The 17,170-nt window shown below is 68.7% G+C and carries 16 protein-coding genes; all 16 read right to left on the bottom strand.

Annotated features, from left to right (window positions below; all coding sequences use genetic code 11):
* Positions 1-170: 170 nt before the first annotated feature.
* Entirely contained in the window at positions 171-1,334 is a 1,164-nt protein-coding gene (locus EV380_RS07850; protein WP_130450515.1) for an ROK family transcriptional regulator, read from the bottom strand.
* Positions 1,335-1,801: 467 nt separating this feature from the next.
* Positions 1,802-3,253 (bottom strand): DUF4240 domain-containing protein, encoded by a 1,452-nt coding sequence (locus EV380_RS07855; RefSeq protein ID WP_130450517.1) that lies wholly within the window; start codon positions 3,251-3,253, stop codon positions 1,802-1,804.
* Positions 3,254-3,267: 14 nt separating this feature from the next.
* Positions 3,268-4,239 (bottom strand): aminoglycoside phosphotransferase family protein, encoded by a 972-nt coding sequence (locus EV380_RS07860; RefSeq protein ID WP_130450519.1) that lies wholly within the window; start codon positions 4,237-4,239, stop codon positions 3,268-3,270.
* 38 nt (positions 4,240-4,277) lie between these two features.
* Positions 4,278-4,796, bottom strand: a complete 519-nt coding sequence (locus EV380_RS07865) for a hypothetical protein (protein ID WP_130450521.1) — start codon at positions 4,794-4,796, stop codon at positions 4,278-4,280.
* A gap of 259 nt (positions 4,797-5,055) precedes the next feature.
* Positions 5,056-6,570 (bottom strand): Asp-tRNA(Asn)/Glu-tRNA(Gln) amidotransferase subunit GatB, encoded by a 1,515-nt coding sequence (gatB, locus tag EV380_RS07870; protein WP_130450523.1) that lies wholly within the window; start codon positions 6,568-6,570, stop codon positions 5,056-5,058.
* Positions 6,567-8,117 carry an Asp-tRNA(Asn)/Glu-tRNA(Gln) amidotransferase subunit GatA gene (gatA, locus tag EV380_RS07875; RefSeq protein WP_102157553.1) on the bottom strand — a complete coding sequence of 517 codons (1,551 nt, stop codon included), beginning with the start codon at positions 8,115-8,117 and terminating at the stop codon, positions 6,567-6,569. Before gatA ends, gatB begins: the two co-directional genes overlap by 4 nt.
* A gap of 3 nt (positions 8,118-8,120) precedes the next feature.
* Positions 8,121-8,417, bottom strand: a complete 297-nt coding sequence (gene gatC, locus EV380_RS07880; RefSeq protein WP_102157552.1) for an Asp-tRNA(Asn)/Glu-tRNA(Gln) amidotransferase subunit GatC — start codon at positions 8,415-8,417, stop codon at positions 8,121-8,123.
* A 116-nt stretch (positions 8,418-8,533) separates the two neighbouring features.
* Positions 8,534-8,992 carry a glutaredoxin domain-containing protein gene (locus EV380_RS07885; RefSeq protein WP_242607540.1) on the bottom strand — a complete coding sequence of 153 codons (459 nt, stop codon included), beginning with the start codon at positions 8,990-8,992 and terminating at the stop codon, positions 8,534-8,536.
* Between the two features lie 20 nt (positions 8,993-9,012).
* Positions 9,013-10,362 (bottom strand): FtsX-like permease family protein, encoded by a 1,350-nt coding sequence (locus EV380_RS07890; protein ID WP_130452134.1) that lies wholly within the window; start codon positions 10,360-10,362, stop codon positions 9,013-9,015.
* A gap of 5 nt (positions 10,363-10,367) precedes the next feature.
* Entirely contained in the window at positions 10,368-11,066 is a 699-nt protein-coding gene (locus EV380_RS07895; protein WP_130450525.1) for an ABC transporter ATP-binding protein, read from the bottom strand.
* Between the two features lie 94 nt (positions 11,067-11,160).
* Positions 11,161-11,733: a maltokinase N-terminal cap-like domain-containing protein gene (locus EV380_RS07900; protein WP_130450527.1), complete on the bottom strand. Its 573-nt coding sequence runs from the start codon at positions 11,731-11,733 to the stop codon at positions 11,161-11,163.
* Between the two features lie 4 nt (positions 11,734-11,737).
* Positions 11,738-12,955, bottom strand: a complete 1,218-nt coding sequence (locus EV380_RS07905) for a type II toxin-antitoxin system HipA family toxin (RefSeq protein WP_165391912.1) — start codon at positions 12,953-12,955, stop codon at positions 11,738-11,740.
* Complete coding sequence (locus tag EV380_RS07910; protein WP_207219363.1) at positions 12,955-13,257, bottom strand: helix-turn-helix domain-containing protein; 303 nt, start codon at positions 13,255-13,257, stop codon at positions 12,955-12,957. Before EV380_RS07910 ends, EV380_RS07905 begins: the two co-directional genes overlap by 1 nt.
* Before the next feature lie 131 nt (positions 13,258-13,388).
* Positions 13,389-14,177 carry an inositol monophosphatase family protein gene (locus tag EV380_RS07915; RefSeq protein WP_102157729.1) on the bottom strand — a complete coding sequence of 263 codons (789 nt, stop codon included), beginning with the start codon at positions 14,175-14,177 and terminating at the stop codon, positions 13,389-13,391.
* Positions 14,174-16,444 (bottom strand): NAD-dependent DNA ligase LigA, encoded by a 2,271-nt coding sequence (gene ligA / locus EV380_RS07920; protein WP_130450531.1) that lies wholly within the window; start codon positions 16,442-16,444, stop codon positions 14,174-14,176. The genes EV380_RS07915 and ligA overlap by 4 nt, the downstream gene beginning before the upstream one ends.
* 20 nt (positions 16,445-16,464) lie before the next feature.
* Complete coding sequence (locus EV380_RS07925) at positions 16,465-17,169, bottom strand: hypothetical protein (RefSeq protein ID WP_130450533.1); 705 nt, start codon at positions 17,167-17,169, stop codon at positions 16,465-16,467.
* Position 17,170 lies beyond the last annotated feature (1 nt).

Here is a 17,170-nt window from a genome sequence, read left to right on the forward strand (position 1 = left end):
GGTCCGGCTGCAGCACCGCAGCGGACGAGTGTGTGGTACACCACATCTTTATTTCAAGTTCTAAAGTAAACAAGGCACAGCAGTCCTGTCAACACCCGAAGGCGGATTACTGTGGTCCGGTCCGGACCGACGTCAAGGCATAGGCCGGCCCCGCTGGACCCCGGAGCCGACTACTCCACAGCGGTTTCGCCCATGAACAGCAGCGGGGTGCGCAGCACCTCGCTGACGACCAGGCTGGCGGCGAAGAGCGACAGCGAGAGGGCATGGTCGCTGGAGAAGACGATCCGCTCGGCCGCGGCATCGCCGCACTGGGCGACCAGACAGGCGTCGTCACGGATCTGCGCCAGCATCTCGGGGCGCTCGGCCGGGGTCCCGGCGATGACCACGAGGGCCGGGTCGAGGAGATCCAGCATGTCGGCGACGGCGCGGGCGACCGAACGGTTTCGTTCCCGCACGATCGCGACCGCCCGGGAGTCTCCCGCGTCCACCAGCGCCTCGACGTCGTCGAACTGCCGCACCGGGAGGCCGGCGGCGCGGCAGAAGCCGACGACCGCGTCGTCCGTAGCCACCGCCTTCAGGCAGCCCGTGCGACCGCAATCGCACTCGACAGGATCTTCAGTGACGCGGAGGTGGGAGATGTAACCGGCACGTTGGTGGGCGCCCGACCTGATCCTGCCCTCGTCGACCAGCACGGCACCCAGGTCTGCCGAGACGACGATGAGCACGAAGTCGTTGTCCACGGTCCCATGACCGTAGAGGAGCTCCGACTGGGCCGCCGCCCGGGCGTTGTTGTCGAGGAAAAGCGGGCCGGGCAATCGCCCGCCCAAGAGGTCCAGGGCCGGAACTTCCTTCCAACCGGCGCCGGGGTTGTCGATGATGATCCCCAAGTCGGAATCGACGATGCCGCCGGTTGCCAGTCCCGTTCCCAGAATCGGGCGGTCCGCGGCGTGCTCGGCGATGAGGCCGTCCGCGGCCGCGACGATGAGATCGAAGGCGGCTTCCGCGGCCATCCCCGGGTGTGGCACGAGGACGGAGGCGATCTCGGCACCGTTCAAACCGGTGAGCACGACTCCCGTGGTGCGCGGGCCGAGGTGGATGCCCAAGATCAGCGTGGACTTGTGGTCCACCGCGAGCGGCACCTTGGGCCTGCCCTGGCCCGCGGTCACCCTCTCGGCTTCCTTGATCAGCTTGGCGTCCAGGAGACGGGAGGCGATGCTCGTCACCGACGCCGGGCTGATGCCAACTCTGTCGGCGACCTCTTTGCGGGAGATCCCCTCCTGCCGGAAGATCTCCGTCAGGACCGCCGAGACGTTCAGGCCGTGCAGTTGATTCACGCGCCGGACTGGTGGTTGCTGGACTGCTTTGGACCGCACTTCCACTTCTACCCCACTATGGTCGACTGGCGCTCTCCCCGGCACCCGCAGTGCGCCAGGCCGTTCAAACGGTTATATCCCCGCGAGCGCGGCTAGGGCAAAACTCGCGCAAAGCCGCCGATGCGTTTCGGGGCCTGATGGCGGACCTCGTGGCCGGACAGTACTGATCCGGCCCGGCGCGTCGGAGCTGGCCATCGCCGACTTCGCCGAAGCTGTCCGGCGTCACCACCTCGAACCACCGTCCCCGCGCCCGGCCCCATAGCGCCTCCGTGTTCGCCGGCGGGACGGCAGCGGCGGCGTCGTACGCCTCCCGAAACGCGGCGCGGCCGGCTGGCGTGAAGTGCAGCCAAACCATTCCACTGTCCCCACACTGATCCGCCTCAGCCGGACCGACCGCACCGTTTCAAACCTGCATTCTCAGCAAACGGCTACCAATCAAGCATCTCGATGCCCGGGAAGCGTGCTTCCAGTTCCTCGTCGTCCTTCCAGGGCTCGCCGGTAGGCTCGTCGACGTCGAAGACTCCGCCCAAGTCCGGGTAGTCCTCGTGCATATCGCGCCCAGTGGTCTCCTCGTAGGCCTCATCGGCGACATAGGCCAGGAGCTCGGCGTCGCCGATCCCCTCGGGATGCTCCAGCGCACCGGAGGCCAGCGCCCGCGGATCAGCTAGACACCGTTCGTAGAAGTCGCGGCCTTGACCGATGATCCAGGATCGGACATCCACGAACCCGTCATCACTGCATCCACCCTGCAGAAGGTACGCCACCCCCCTGAGCCCCCAGTCATAGAGCTTGTGGTGAAGCGACAGGAACATCTGCTCGAATCCGGCGATCCGCTCCGGGGCTAACTGACCCAGAGACGCCCGCAGAGCTTCCACCTGCTGCTCGACATCTCCGCCGGCCACATCGCGGGCCGCCTGGACGACCGCCCAGAATTCCGTCTCCAACACTGCCTTCACGGCTGAACTCTCCGCAACGAGTCCGGCTGTCGGGGCCGACATCAGCGAAGATTCAACAGTCTCATAATTCGTTGTAGTTGGGGCCACAGCCTCCTGAATCTCTGCCTCGAAATAAGCGCCCACCTCGTCGAGTACTCCTTCGAATGGGTTCTCATTGGGGTCAACCTTCGGAACGTAATCGTAGACCTCCGACCATATATCGAGGTCAACCCAATCAGGGTACAGTTTTTTTGCCAATAGACCGTCAAATCGAACACGCTCTTTCCAATCTGCCGGTCGCCTCTTCCAGCTCTCCAAGAACCATTCGGAACGACTTTTTTGCCGCATTTCTAGCGAAATAATGCCTGCCTGAATTTCCCAGAAATAATCGGCATCTTCGACGTAGCTATCGATAATAGAGATTCGATCGATTCGCCCGCATCGACTCAGATGTGAAAGGCCCCTAACAGACGAGATCTTTTCGAGCTCCAAATGGTGGATGTGACCAAAATTTGACGCTGATGAAAAATCAACTGACTTGGTATTAGAGAGTTGAACCCGCTGCGCTTCGAAATCCGCAGGGAACCAAGCATCGCCAGGTTGTGCCCTATATTTGTCAAGATAAATTGCACCGCCTAGTTCATCGTCGCCGAATCGACGGCCTAGAGCTGACAGAACTGCCTGATCGGCGCCGGATATCTCGACTTGAGTCAGCTTTCGACCTGCCAAAGCGACCGACCAACGTGGATCCCATCGCACGCAAAGTCTCTCCAGAGTGCCCCAGTCGACGTCGGTAGGAAAACCGGAAACGCGGGCAAATTCCGCCACAATTCTCTTCACTGGACCCAGTCCAGCCAACAGACTGAGATCTAGTTTCGCGTCCGGACAATAGAGTAGCCCGGGGGAATCGTTGTCCAGATAGCGATAAATTGATTCTGCGCTCACATTGTTTCCTACCTTCAATTCATTCGCACACGAACGCCTACGGAGGGACTGAGCCCTTCTTCGAGCAGCGTCGCGAGTGCATGGCGACCCACCTCGTGCAGCGGCTCGGCGGGGTCGTGCATGATCGCGATCAGCCCGTAATGCACCGCCCAGCCGCGAGCCCGGCGCCACAGCGCCTCCGCGGTGCCGGGCGGGACGGACGCGCCGTCGTCGTACGCCTCCTGGAACGCGGCGCGACCCGCCGGAGTGAAGTGCAGCCAGACCATGCCGAGGTCCCCGGCCGGGTCGCCGCTGGTCAGGTCGCCGAAATCGACGACGGCAGCCAGCCTGCCGTCCGGACCAAAGACGACGTTGTGCGGGTGCGGGTCCCCGTGCAGCCACCGCGGCGGGCCTGTATGGGTGGCCGCGGAGACGCCGTCGGCGACGACGCTGCGCAGCACGTCGACGGTTCCCGGGGCGAAACCCTCGCTCGCCGCCGGCGCGAAGAGACCGGCACCGAACTCCGCCAGTCGGTGTCCGACGGCGGCCTGGCGCAGCGCGAGGTCGGTCCCGCGGAAGATGCTCGACGGCGCGTCGTCCGGAGCCTCGACGTGCATCGCGGCGAGGAAGACGGCCAGTTCGACCGCGTATCCGTCGCGCTCGGCGGGAGCAGCGAGGGCCGCGCTCGTACCCGGATACCACGGGACGATCGCCCACTCATAGGGGTACCCGTAGCCAGGGTGCCCGGTACGTACGACGGCGGGCACGGGCAGCGGCAGGTTCGGTGCAAGCGCGGGCAGGTGTTCGACCTCGTGCCGCAGCAGCTCGACGGCCGAGAGCCGGCGCGGCAGACGCATCGCGAAGTCGTCACCCAGGCGGTAGACCACGTTGTCCCACCCGGTGGCCGCCCGCGCACGCGGCAGCTGTTCCAAGTCGGGGTGCTGGCTCGCGAGCAGCAGTGCGACGAGTTCGTCGGTGATGTCGACGTCGGCGGGCGGGAGACTCATCCGTTCAGCCTACTGGCTCCAGGACCCGCAGCGGCGGCCTATTGCTCGACGAGGACGCGGACCATGAGCGGGCGCCCGCTCGCTTCCTCCGGCACGTCGACGATGTGCTCCTTGCCGACGTAGTCCATCGTGCAGACCTGGTTGCCGTAGGATCCGTCGAAGTGCACCGTGATCTCGTCCGCGGCGACGACCTCGACGCGGTCCAGCCGGGCCGGGCAGCTCGAGCTGCCGAACGTGTACACGCGGATCTGGGTCTCGTTCGCCCAGTCCGCCGGGTGCGGATCCTGGTTGTCGAGGGGTCCACCCGGGTCGATCGGACCGCTGGTCGGCACGGGGCTCGGTTCGCCGGGTTCTGAGGTCTCGCTCGGCGGAGTCACCGGCGTGACGTCGCCGGTCGGCGGGGGCGTGTCGGTCGGGTCTGGTTCCGGCGAACGCTGCGCCGCGAACGACATCACGACGGCGACCAGGGCGCCCACTACGAAGATCGCGACCGCGACGTACACGGCCACGATCCACCGCGACCGGGCGTGCTTGCGAGTCTCCGGGCCGTATCCCATGTGCTCATTGTCTCCCACTTCTCCGCCGCAGGCGACAGCGATTCGCTAACGATCGCACGGAGCGGCGCAGGGCCCGCTTCAGGTTGGGAGGCCGACGACGGCCGCAAGAAGTGGAAGGGCCTCCTCGACGGAGTCATCGCCTCCTGAACCCGGCCCCGGGGGCGGAGAATGCGCAACGCCCCGTGAGCGGAGGTCGCTTCGAGATGCTTCGAACGACTTCTACTCACGGGGCGTTACCGCCGGTTGGCCGGCGGGACGGTCAGCCCTCGATGCCGAGCTTCTCCAGCACGAGCTCGCGCACGCGGCCGGCGTCGGCCTGCCCGCGGGTGGCCTTCATGACCGGCCCGATCAGGGCGCCGACGGCCTGCAGCTTGCCGCCCTTGATCTTCTCGACCACGCCGGGCATCTGGGCCATGGCGTCGTCGATCGCCGCGCCGAGGGCCGAATCGTCGTTCACGACGGCGAGGCCGCGCGCCTCGACGATCTCGGTCGGTGTGCCCTCGCCGGCGATCACGAACTCGAGCACCTGGCGGGCGATCTTGTCGTTGATCTTCTTGGCCTCGATCAGCGAGTTCAGCTCGATGATCGTCGCCGGGGTTGCACCCAGCTCGGTCGGCTCGACGTCGGCGTTCTTGGCCAGGCGCGAGATCTCGCCCATCCACCACTTGCGGGCGACGGCGGCCGACGCACCGGCGGCAATGGTCTCCTCGATGGCGTCCATCAAACCGGCGTTGACGACGTCGCGGAACTCCGCGTCGGCGTAACCCCACTCGGCCTGCAGGCGCTTGCGGCGCTCGGCCGGCGGCTCCGGCAGACGCGAGCGCAGCTCCTCGATCCAGGCCGCACTCGTGACGATCGGGACGAGGTCCGGCTCCGGGAAGTAGCGGTAGTCGTCGGCGTCGGACTTCGGGCGGCCCGACGTCGTCGTGCGCGTGTCCTCGTGCCAGTGACGGGTTTCCTGCGTCACCGTGTCGCCCGCGTTCAGGACTCCCGCCTGGCGGGAGATCTCGAAGCGCACGGCGTGGTCTACGGCGCGCAGTGAGTTCACGTTCTTGGTCTCGGTGCGCGTGCCGAACTTGTCCGCGCCCTTCGGCATGAGGGAGACGTTGGCGTCGCAGCGGACGTTGCCGCGCTCCATGCGCGCGTCGGAGACGCCGAGGTTCTTGACGATCTCGCGGATGGCCGCGACGTACGCCTTGGCCAGCTCCGGTGCGCGCTTGCCCGCACCGACGACCGGCTTGGTGACGATCTCGACGAGAGGCACGCCCGCGCGGTTGTAGTCGACCAGCGAGAAGTCCGCGCCCTGGATGCGTCCGGCCGCGCCGCCCATGTGGGTCAGCTTGCCGGCGTCCTCCTCCATGTGGGCGCGTTCGATCTCCACGCGGAAGACCTCGCCGTCCTCGAGCTCGATGTCGATGTAGCCGTCGTAGGCGATCGGATCGTCGTACTGCGAGGTCTGGAAGTTCTTCGGGGTGTCCGGGTAGAAGTAGTTCTTTCGGGCGAATCCGCACGTCTCGGCAATCTTGCAGTTCAGCGCGAGGCCGATCATGATCGCGTATTCGACGCCGGCCTTGTTGACCACCGGCAGCACGCCCGGCAGGCCGAGGTCGACCTCGTTGACGTTGGTGTTGGGCTCGTCGCCGAACGCGTTGGGGGCCGAGGAGAACATCTTGGTCTTGGTGTTCAGCTCGACGTGGACCTCGAAGCCCAGGACCGGGTCATAGGTCTCCAGCGCCTCGTCGAAGTCCACCAGGGTCTCGGTTGCAGCGCTCATCGTGCAGCACCCTCCTCGATAGCGGCGGCCAGCTCGGGCGCCTGGTCGATCAATGCTCCGCCCCATTTGTCCTCGAGCAGCTTCTCGAGGGCGGCTCCGGCACGGTAGACGCGGGCGTCCTCGCGGGCCGGGGCCAGGAACTGGATGCCCACCGGCAGCCCCTCGGAGAGGCCGCCCGGCACGGAGATGCCCGGGACGCCGGCGAGGTTGGCCGGGATGGTGGCGACGTCGTTGAGGTACATCGCCAGCGGGTCGTCGGACTTGGAGCCGAACTCGAACGCGACGTTCGGGCTCGTCGGCGAGACCAGCACGTCGGCCTGCTCGAACGCGGCCGCGAAGTCGCGCTGGACCAGGGTGCGGACCTTCTGCGCCGAGCCGTAGTAGGCGTCGTAGTAGCCGGCCGAGAGGGCGTAGGTGCCCAGGATGATGCGGCGCTTGACCTCGTCGCCGAAGCCGGCGGCGCGGGTCGAGCCCATGACGCGCTCGATCGTCAGCGGTCCCTCCTCGGGGAGGACGCGCTGGCCGTAGCGGACGCCGTCGAACTTGGCGAGGTTCGAGGACACCTCACTCGGCATGATCAGGTAGTAGGCGCCGAGCGCGTACTTGAAGTTCGGGCAGTGCACCTCGACGATCTCGGCGCCGGCCTCGGCGAGCAGCGCGAGGGACTCGTCGAAGCGCGCCTGGACGCCGGCCTCGTAGCCCTCGCCCGTGAGCTCCTTGATGACGCCGACGCGCACGCCGGTCAGGTCGCCGGTCGCGCCGAGCTTCGCCGCCTCGACGAGCGACGGAACCGGGTCCGTCAGCGAGGTGGAGTCGCGCTCGTCGTGGCCGCCGATCAGCTCGTGCAGGATCGCCGAGTCCAGCACGGTCCGGGTGACGGGGCCGATCTGGTCGAGCGAGGACGCCATGGCGATCGCGCCGTAGCGCGAGACCGAACCGTAGGTCGGCTTCACGCCGACGGTGCCGGTGACGGCGCCGGGCTGGCGGATGGACCCGCCGGTGTCGGTGCCGAGGGCCAGCGGCGCCTCGAATGCGGCGACGGCCGCGGCCGACCCGCCGCCGGAGCCGCCCGGGATGCGGTCCAGGTCCCACGGGTTGCGGGTGTTGCCGTACGCGGAGTGCTCGGTCGAGGAGCCCATCGCGAACTCGTCGAGGTTGGTCTTGCCGAGCATCGGCAGCTTCGCGGCACGGACCTTCTCGATCACGGTCGCGTCGTACGGGCTCATCCAGCCTTCGAGCATCTTCGAGGCGGCCGTGGTCGGCTGCCCCACGGTAACGATGAGGTCCTTGACCGCGATCGGCACGCCGGCCATCGGGTGCAGGGCCTCGGCCTCGGCGCCGCCGGCCGCGCGGATCGCGTCGACCTCGGCGGCCACGGCGAGCGCCTCCTCGGCGTTGACGTGCAGGAAAGCGTGCACGCCGCGTTCTCCTCCGTCGACGGCGGCGATGCGGTCGAGGTGCGCCTGCACGGCCTCGACGGACGTGACCTCGCCGGCGCGCAGCTTCTCAGCGAGCGCGGCGGCGGACAGCTTGATGATCTCGCTCATGGTCTACTCCCCATCCAGAATCGCCGGGACCTTGAAGCGGTTCTCGTCCGCGTCCGGTGCGTTGGCCAGCGCCTGCTCGGGCGTCAGCGTCTTGCCGACCACGTCCTCGCGCAGGACGTTCGTCAGCGGGATCGGGTGGCTGGTGGCCGGGACATCGTCTCCGGCGGCTTCGCTCACGGCCGCGATGGAGTCGACGATCACGGCGAGTTCGCCGGTCATCTTGTCCAGTTCGGCATCGTTCATCTCGATGTGCGCAAGCCTTGCCAGGTGGACTACGTCCTCACGGCTGATGGCAGACATGTAGCTCCCACAGTGGTTGGGTCATTGGTTCGCGTTTCATTCTATTCCAGCGCCGGCACCCCGCCGCACGCGGCCGGGCGGCGTTCCCGTACGACGACGTTCCGTCTCGTTCCGCGTCAGGACCGTCCGGCGCGTTCCTGCACGACGGCGAGGGCGCGCTGCCGGTCGGTCGCGACGAACGTCTCGGAATCGGTGAGCAGCGTGGGCACGGTCTCGTTGCCCTTGTTCAGCGCGCGCACGCGGGCCGCGGCGTCGTCGTCCTTCCAGATGTTGACCCAGTAGACGTCGTCGAGGCGGGTGCGCAGCGTCCACATCAAGCGCAGGCAGAACGTGCAGCCCGGACGCCAGAACACCACCACTCCCCCGTTCTCCAGGTGCGCGTCGACGCCCGCGTCCGGCTGCGAGCCGGCGAGCATCGAAATGCCCGTGAAGCCCGCGAAGATCAGGAGCGCGACGCTGAAGAGAACGGCGACCGCATCGACGGTGGGGCCGGCGAACGCGCGGGCCAGGACGACGGCCGCGAGGACGATCACGAGAACGGTCAGGAGCCAGGCGTTGGCGAAGAGGCGGCGCATGCCTCCACCCTACCCAAGCCCTACAGCACGCGCTCCGGGCGGGCCAGAATTCCCGGGACCAGACGGGCGGCCAGGAACAGGGCGCCGCGCACGAGCAGGAATCCGGCGGCGAACACGGCCGCGACGGTCACGAGGGCGAGCGGCTGGACGAACAGAGCGATGCCGAGCAGCGGGGCGAGCAGCAGCACCGCACAGAGCGCGGATCCGCCGGAGACGACCCACACGGCGCTCATCATCGCCTGCGCGGTCGCCGCGTTCATGGTTTTCCGCGGCATGCCGAGCCGGTCCATCGACACCAGCACCGGGGCGCGGTCCAACGTGGCCGCGGCCTGGTTCAGGCCCATCGAGCACGCGACCATGAGGAAGGATCCGGCCAGCGTCACGAGCACGCCGGTGGAGATGTCGACCATCAGGAACTGCTCGGCTGCGGGCATGTCATCGGAAGCCGTGATCTGCGCAAAGGCGAGCCCGGCAGCGGCGAACACGCCCACGAAGCTCGTCACTGCGACGCCGCCGACCTGCCGCCACACGGCCTTCGGGTCCTCGAGCACGGTCCGCGCGGCGATCAGCGAGCGCACGTCCTTCGCCCGCCGGTGCTTGATGTTCGCCGAGACGCGCAGAACCCACGGCCCGATGAGGTCCAGCGCGAGCAGCCCGGCCCCGAAGGCCACGCCGACGGCGAGCGTCATCGCGACGATCCCGCCGACCTGGCCGAAACTCGGCACCGCTTGCGCGAGCACCGCGGCCAGCACGACGACGCCCAGCCCGACCAGCAGCCGGCGCCACGGCGACGCGGCCGGACGCTGACGCGTGCGCACGCCCAGCGGGGTCACGTTGACCGCACGCAGGCCGGCGAGCGCGCTCAGCGCACCGAGCACGACGACGCCGGCGGCGATGAGCGGCGCCCACCACCACGGCATCCACATGCCGGCGCCGAGGGCCTCGCCGCGGAACGTCAGCAGGCCGACCAGCGGGGCGGACGCGGCGTAGAGTCCGATGCCGCCGAGCGCGCCTCCGGCGGCGAGGGCTACCGCCTCGATCAGGGTCAGGGCCGCGAGTGTGCCGCGGGACGCGCCGAGCAGGCGCAGCGAGGAGAGCCGGTCGTCGCGCCGGCGGGCGGCCATGCGGGCGGCGGACGCGCCAACCGAGGCGAGCGGGACGACGAGCAGCGCGAGCGCGATGACCGCGAGGACCTGGTAGAGCCCGGCCAGCTCGTCGTCCCACGAGAAGAACACGCGCGCGCCGGCGATCACGAGCAGCAACAGGGCCGTGACCACCGCGAAGGACGCCACCGGGAGCAGCGAGGCGGCGTCCCGGCGTCGCGCACCCCCGGAACGCAGCAGCGGGGCCAGTCGCAGCGCCGTCGTCATCGAGCTCACGAGGCGGCCGCCGCGACGTCGGAGACGACCGCGCCATCGCGCAGTGTCAGCACCCGGCGGCACCGCGCGGCGACGTCGGGGTCGTGGGTGACGACGACGAGGGTGCGCCCCTGGGCGACGGACGCCAGCAGCAGGTCCAGGACCTCGTTCGAGGTCGCGGAGTCCAGGGCGCCGGTGGGCTCGTCGGCGAAGATCAGCTGCGCGCCGGTGACGTGGGCGCGGGCGATGGCCACACGCTGGACCTGCCCGCCCGAGAGCTCGCCGAGCCGGCGGTTCTCGAGGCCGGCGAGGCCGAGGTCACCCAGCCATCCGGCGGCGCGCGCCTCCGCCTCACGGCGGGGCGTGCCGGAGAGCATGAGCGCGACGGCCACGTTCTCGAGGGCGGTCAGTTCGCTGAGCAGCAGCCCCTGCTGGAAGACGAAGCCGAGCTCCTCGCGGCGCAGCTTGGCCCGCTGTTCGTCGTCAAGCGTGTCGACCTGCACAGGGCCGGTCGAAGCGTCCAGCAGCACGTGGCCGGCGCTGGGCGCGATGATCCCGGCGAGCGCGTGCAGGAGCGTGGACTTTCCGGAGCCGGAGGCCCCCATGATGGCGACGGACTCGCCGCGAGTGATGTCGAGGTTGACGTCGTGCAGGGCTGGCGCGTGAGCTCCGGGGTAGGTGTGCCCGAGGCCTCGCACGGAGAGAAGTTTGGTCATGTTCCAAGTCTGGCGCGCGGCCCCACCCCGCCGCGTCGCCCCCGCGGCTGAATCGTCGCACCGGCTCCTCAGCCCTGGGGATGAGGAGTGTGGTTCAGGCCACCGCCGCGCGCAGCAGGGTCCCGGTCACGCGGGTGCCGCCCGCGAACCAGAAACCGACGACGAAGGCGCCGGCGTCCGCGTGGTCCGCCGGGTCGCCGGGCACAGGCCGTCGCACGATTTCGACGTGCTGCGCGTCGGCACCGGCTCCGGCCACCCGGACTCCGGGTTCCGCCGTCTCTGGAACCGACTGCGCCTGCGGCTGCTGCGTGCCGCCGAACAGCTCGCGCACGACGTCGCGCCAGACGGGATCGGCGGCGCCGTCGTAGATGTACCGTGTCCCGAGGACGCCGTGTTCGCTCGTGCCGACGAGCGCAGCTTCGGCGCCCTCGAGCGGCTCCGCCCGGTAGGTCTGCGGCACGTGATAGACCACTGGTTCGGGGCCGGAGACGTCGGTGACGATCACGAACTCGATGCCGACCTCCCCGGCGGGGTCGTCGAGCCGGAAGCCCGCGTTCTTTTCCAGCCGCGGCGTGCCGGCGCCGGCGTAGAACGGCTGCCCGGGCAGCCACGCCTCGAGCAGCTCGAGCTTGGTCGGGTTCATCGTGGTCCGGTGGATCGTCGCCATGGTCTCAGTCTGCCAGCAGCTGGAGCCGGTTGCGGACGAAGCGCCGGAGCTTGTGGATCTTCCGGGCGTCGAAGGGCAGCGCCTCCAGCGACTCCAGCCACGGCCCGGCCGCGCGCACTGTCGCGTCGATGACCCGTGCGGCCGCGGGGGCGCGCACTCCGACCGCCTCGGCGAGCGCCAGGAAACGCCTCCTGGGCAGGTCGCCGGATCGTTCGCCGTCTACGCTCATCGCCATCGTGGTGTCGCCGTAGAGGTACGTGCACGGCAGATCGTAGGCGGGGGCGGGCCGAAAGCGGCCGTCCGGACCCGCGACGACGGAGAAATTCTTCGCGTGCGCGTCGCCGTTGCCCGAGACGTACGCGAAGACGACCTGGCGGAACAGCTCCAGCGCTGCCGGCACGGGGGCCTCGCAGGCCCCGGCCAGCGCGGAGACGACCTCCTCAGTGCTCACCCGGTACTTCGCCTCAGGGTGCAGGCCGAGCACCTGGCATCCATCCTCGACGGCGTACGTCTGCACTACGCCCTCGCGGACGCCGCGATCGAAGCGTTCGACGGCGAGCCCGCGCACCCCGTCCGCGTCGACGACGACGTCCGCCTGCACAGCGTGGATGCGGCTGGCGCGTGCGGCGGCGAGGAAGAACGCCTCGTTTTCCACGATGCGCGGATACTCGGGTGGGTCGAGCTTCAGAATGTACTCGCTCGTCGCGCCACGAACGGGAAGGGAGAGCATCTTGAGGCTCGCCTTGTCCTGCACGCCCGGCAGAGCCACCTTGTCGATGTCGATCTCGTACGCGCCGAGGATCTCTGCGAAGCGGGTCGCGGAGAAGTTCCCGTCCTCCACCGACACTCGAGCCGGAACACGCGCCGGGTTCGTCCCGGCCGGAACCACCTGCACGTCGCCGACGGGGTCCGTCCCCACTGCGAGCAGGAGGCTGAGTTCGTCGTCGGCGCTGGTCTTGACCGCTCTGCGCAGGGCTCCGAGGCGGCGCCCCTCGGGCAGGAGTCCGGCGAAGTAGGCCGGCACAGCTCCACCCGTGGTGAAGACCGCACCGCCCGTCGTCGGAAGCGTGGTGGCAACAGGCGCCGCCGGACCGGCGAGCCACGCGTCGGTGTACTCGAATTCGACTCCGCCGGCCGACCGCGTCAGCTGTGCCGCGAGCCGCCCGGACTTGTAGACGTCGGCCCGATCGATCGTGACGAGGTCGGACAGATCGGCCGCCATCACTGCGGCTTCTGGTCGAGTCGGGCGCGCAGTTCCGGCTCGATGGCCACCGACGTTGCGGCCCCCGAAGCGAGGGAGAGATGAACGCCGAGAACGCCCAGGACGTCCAGCACCTTGCCCAGTTGGACTGTCGGCTTGCCGCGCTCGAGCGCGTGGATGAAGCCGACGGAGCATCCGGCAAGGTCCGCGAGTTCGTCCTGCCGCAGGCTCAACTCGTCGCGGCGAGACGCGACGACTCCGGCCAGCGCGCCGTACTGATCTACACGCTGCTGTAGATCAGAGCGGCTGTGACGTAATTTCACCGCATTCACCTCACTAATCTTCACGATTGTATGGATTACTGAGGATACGCTCATGCGAATGAGGAATCAAGGTCTATTCAACACGGACGTGTAGATCAGTCGAGGATTCGGCGGCCGGTTCCGCGCGGACCTCAGTCGCCGACGTGCTGGGCCTTGACGCGATCGAAGTTGATGAAGCCGGCCGCCGCCCAGCCCGGGTACGTCTCCGGCCGCAGGACCGGCACTCCGGCCTCCTCGGCGATGATCATCGCCGCGGACCAGTCGTGCAGGTGCGTTCCGTATTCGGCGTAGGCGTCGAGCGTGCCGTCCGCCACGAGGCAGACGTCCAGCGCGGCGGAGCCCAGCCGGCGCATGTTCGCGAACCCGGGCATCAGGGCGCCGAGAGCCGCGACCTGGCCGACGTGGCGGCGCGGCGAGTAGCCGAAGCCCGAGCCGATGAGCGGGCCGTCGGTGTCGGGGTCCGGCCCCGTGAGCTTCACGTGCTCACCCGAGGCGTCCACGCGCCAGGCCCCCTCGCCGCGCGCGGCGTAGTACGCGACGCCGAGCGCGGGCGCGACGACGGCGCCGGCCAGCCACGTGCCGTCGTCGTCGCGCACGGCCACGGACGTGGCGTAGTAGACGATGCCGCGGACGAAGTTCGTGGTGCCGTCGAGCGGGTCGATCGACCACTCGGTGCCGGACGGGTGCTCCGGCTCGGTTCGGCCGTATTCCTCGCCGGTGATGACGTCGTGCGGCCGCGCCGCCGTGATGACCTCGCGCACGGCGTCCTCGGCGCGTCGATCGAAGTCGGTGACCCAGTCACCGCCTTCGGACTTGGTGTCCGTCGCGGGGCGCCCGGCCCGCTCCGCCAGGACGGCGGCGCCGGCCTCGGCAGCCCTGCGGGTCAGGGCCAGGAAATCGGTCTCAGCTGCGGTGCTCATTCGGCACTCCCATCATCGGTGATCAGCAGTTCTTCGCCCACGGCCTCGGGGCCGCCGGCCAGCAGGGCCCGGAAGCCCTCCTCGCCCACGACCGACACACCGAGCGACAGGGCCTTGTCGAGTTTGGAACCGGCGGCCTCGCCGGCGACGACGTACGACGTCTTCTTGGAGACCGACCCGGAGGCCTTGCCGCCGCGGACGATGATGGCCTCCTTGGCCTCGTCACGGCTGAAGTTCGGCAGGGTCCCGGTGACGACGACGGTCAGCGATTCGAGCGTCTTGGAAACGGATTCGTCCTGTTCATCCTCCATGCTCACGCCGGCCGCGCGCCAGCGTTCGACGATGTTCCGGTGCCAATCCACGTTGAACCAGTCGACGAGGGCGTTGGCGATGATGGAGCCCACGCCGTCGATTTCGGCGAGATCCTCGCGGGCCGTTTCTGCGGCGACCGCCGCTTCGATGGCTGCCATCGAGCCGTACCGAGTGGCCAGTGCGCGGGAGGCGGTCGGGCCGACGTGGCGGATGGAGAGCGCGACGAGCACGCGCCACAGCGGCTGGGTCTTGGCCTTCTCCAACTCGCGGAACAGGTTCAGCGTGTTCTTGCTCGGACCGGAGGGCTTGGCCTTGGTGCCCTTCGTGTAGAAGTACGGGACAAGTTCCCAGACGCCCGTGCCTTCCCCCTTCGAGCGCTTCTCGCGCCACACCTTCACGTCGGCGAGGGCCGCGCGCAGCGTCTCGTCGTCGTTGCCCTCGGCCAGATCGAAGATCTGGGCCTCGTTGGTGATGACGCCGGCGTCGGAGGGGCGAACCTCGCCGTCGTTCTCACCCGGATCCGGGCCGGGGCCGGCGGTGAGGGCCTGCGCGGCCTCGTCGCCGAGGGCCTCGATATCGAAGGCCCCGCGACCGGCGAGGTGGGCGACGCGCTGGGTCAGCTGGGCGGGGCACGTCTCGGCGTTGGGGCAGCGGATGTCGACGTCGCCCTCCTTCGCCGGCCTAAGGGGTGTGCCGCACGCCGGGCACTCGGTCGGCATGACGAAGTCGCGCAATTCCTCCTCGCGGCCCTCGCGCAGCGGCAGCACTGGACCGAGGACCTCAGGGATGACGTCGCCGGCCTTGCGGAGGATCACGGTGTCGCCGATCTTGACGTTCTTCGCCTTCACGACGTCCTGGTTGTGCAGCGTCGCCCGCGAGACGGTCGACCCGGCGACGAGTACCGGCTCCATCACGGCGTAGGGGGTGACGCGCCCGGTGCGGCCGACGTCGACCTTGATGTCAAGCAGGCGCGTGTGCACCTCTTCCGGCGGGTACTTGAAGGCGGCGGCCCAGCGGGGCACGCGCGAGGTGTAGCCCAGCGCCCGCTGGATCGCGAACGAGTCCGCCTTGACGACGATCCCGTCGATCTCGTGCAGCAGGTCGTGACGGGCGGCGCCGAAGCGTTCGATGTAGTCGAGGATGTCGTCCTCGGTCGCAAGGAGCTCGGAGTAAGGCGAGACCGGGAGTCCCCAGGCGGCCAGCAGGTCGTAGGTCTCGTGCTGGCTCGTGGCGACGAGGCCCTCGCGAACCCCGATGCCGTGCACGAACATGCTCAACGGGCGCTTGGCCGTCTCGGCGGGGTCCTTCTGGCGCAAGGAACCGGCGGCAGCGTTGCGCGGGTTGGCCAGGGGCGCTTTGCCGTCGGCAATGAGGGACTCGTTGAAGGCCGCGAACTCGGCGGAGCTGATGAAGATCTCGCCGCGGACCTCGACCTCGGCGGGCCACCCGGAGCCGGCAAGCTCCGTCGGGATGGACCCGATGGTGAGCACGTTGTGGGTGACGTCCTCGCCGGTGGTGCCGTCACCGCGGGTCGCGGCCCGGACCAGCTTCCCGTCGCGGTAGAGCAGATTCACGGCCAGCCCGTCGATCTTGACCTCGCACAACCAGCGCAGCTTCTCGTGCGAGGCCTGCGTCGCTGCATTGGCGCTCGCGCGCTCGATCCAGGCGCTGAGCTCCGAGGTGCTGAAGACGTCCTCGAGCGAGTACATGCGGCTCAGGTGCTGCACGGGGGCGAAGGCGGACGAAACCTCGCCGCCGACTTCCTGGGTGGGCGAATCGTTCGCGACGAGCTCGGGGTGCAGCGCCTCGATCTCCTCGAGGCGGCTGAAGAGGCGGTCGAATTCGGCGTCGGAGACGAGGGGGGCGTCCTCGTTGTAGTACGCGAAGCGGTACCGCCGCACGTCGTCAGCCAGTTGTTCGTATTCGGTGCGCAGTGATTCGTTCACGCCTACCATCCTGCCTCATCACCTCCGATTCAGTCGTCGGCGGCGACTGTGGTGTCCAGCATCGCGAGGTCCGCGTGAGTGACCAGGTGGGAACCGACGGCGTGCTCGACGAGCCGGGCCTTGCGGTTGGTCGCCAGCTTCCCGGCGCCGCCGCGCAACCCCGCGATACCGGCCTTGTCGAGCTTGTCGCACACATTGTCGAGCTTGCGGTTGAACTTCGTGATGGGCCAGCCCAACCGCTCCGCCGCCTTCGCGCTCGAGGGGATCGAGCTCAGGCCCGTGCCGTCGCGGCGCAGCATCGGTTCGGCGAGAGCGACGACGAGGGCGCGCTGCGACACCGTCAACGTCACCGGCCCGATCGTGGTGGCGCCGTCGGGATCGTCCGCGCTCCACTCCTGCCGGAACGCGGGCTGGGCCACGTGCACACCGACCTCGTAGGTCGTCGGGCCAGCGGTGAACACCACGGACGTCTGGCTGAACACGAGCGGCAGCCGCGACCCGGGCGAGAGCCAGGCCTGCAGTCCCCCGGTCTTGTCGGAGATCGTCGCGGTCAGCCGCTTGCCGACATTGGAGAGCCACCAGATCCCGTCGTAGCGGGCGATCGTGAGGAACTTGCGGTGCAGGTACGGGTTGTCGTCGACCTCCAGATGGCCCTCGCGGCCGATCTCGAAGACCTCGTCCTCGGCCACCGGGAACCACTCCCCGCAGAACTCCACGTGCACGTCATCCGCCATC

This window comes from Zhihengliuella halotolerans (assembly GCF_004217565.1).
GTDB classification, from domain to species: domain Bacteria; phylum Actinomycetota; class Actinomycetes; order Actinomycetales; family Micrococcaceae; genus Zhihengliuella; species Zhihengliuella halotolerans.

What these genes read in the sequence shown, in the direction of transcription:
- EV380_RS07860 (WP_130450519.1), bottom strand. Translation starts at nt 4,239, where the DNA reads ATGAGTCTCCCGCCCGCCGACGTCGACATCACCGACGAACTCGTCGCA.
- EV380_RS07865 (WP_130450521.1), bottom strand. Translation starts at nt 4,796, where the DNA reads ATGGGATACGGCCCGGAGACTCGCAAGCACGCCCGGTCGCGGTGGATC.
- gatB (WP_130450523.1), bottom strand. Translation starts at nt 6,570, where the DNA reads ATGAGCGCTGCAACCGAGACCCTGGTGGACTTCGACGAGGCGCTGGAG.
- gatA (WP_102157553.1), bottom strand. Translation starts at nt 8,117, where the DNA reads ATGAGCGAGATCATCAAGCTGTCCGCCGCCGCGCTCGCTGAGAAGCTG.
- gatC (WP_102157552.1), bottom strand. Translation starts at nt 8,417, where the DNA reads ATGTCTGCCATCAGCCGTGAGGACGTAGTCCACCTGGCAAGGCTTGCG.
- EV380_RS07885 (WP_242607540.1), bottom strand. Translation starts at nt 8,992, where the DNA reads ATGCGCCGCCTCTTCGCCAACGCCTGGCTCCTGACCGTTCTCGTGATC.
- EV380_RS07890 (WP_130452134.1), bottom strand. Translation starts at nt 10,362, where the DNA reads ATGACGACGGCGCTGCGACTGGCCCCGCTGCTGCGTTCCGGGGGTGCG.
- EV380_RS07895 (WP_130450525.1), bottom strand. Translation starts at nt 11,066, where the DNA reads ATGACCAAACTTCTCTCCGTGCGAGGCCTCGGGCACACCTACCCCGGA.
- EV380_RS07900 (WP_130450527.1), bottom strand. Translation starts at nt 11,733, where the DNA reads ATGGCGACGATCCACCGGACCACGATGAACCCGACCAAGCTCGAGCTG.
- EV380_RS07905 (WP_165391912.1), bottom strand. Translation starts at nt 12,955, where the DNA reads ATGGCGGCCGATCTGTCCGACCTCGTCACGATCGATCGGGCCGACGTC.
- EV380_RS07915 (WP_102157729.1), bottom strand. Translation starts at nt 14,177, where the DNA reads ATGAGCACCGCAGCTGAGACCGATTTCCTGGCCCTGACCCGCAGGGCT.
- ligA (WP_130450531.1), bottom strand. Translation starts at nt 16,444, where the DNA reads ATGGTAGGCGTGAACGAATCACTGCGCACCGAATACGAACAACTGGCT.
- EV380_RS07925 (WP_130450533.1), bottom strand. Translation starts at nt 17,169, where the DNA reads ATGGCGGATGACGTGCACGTGGAGTTCTGCGGGGAGTGGTTCCCGGTG.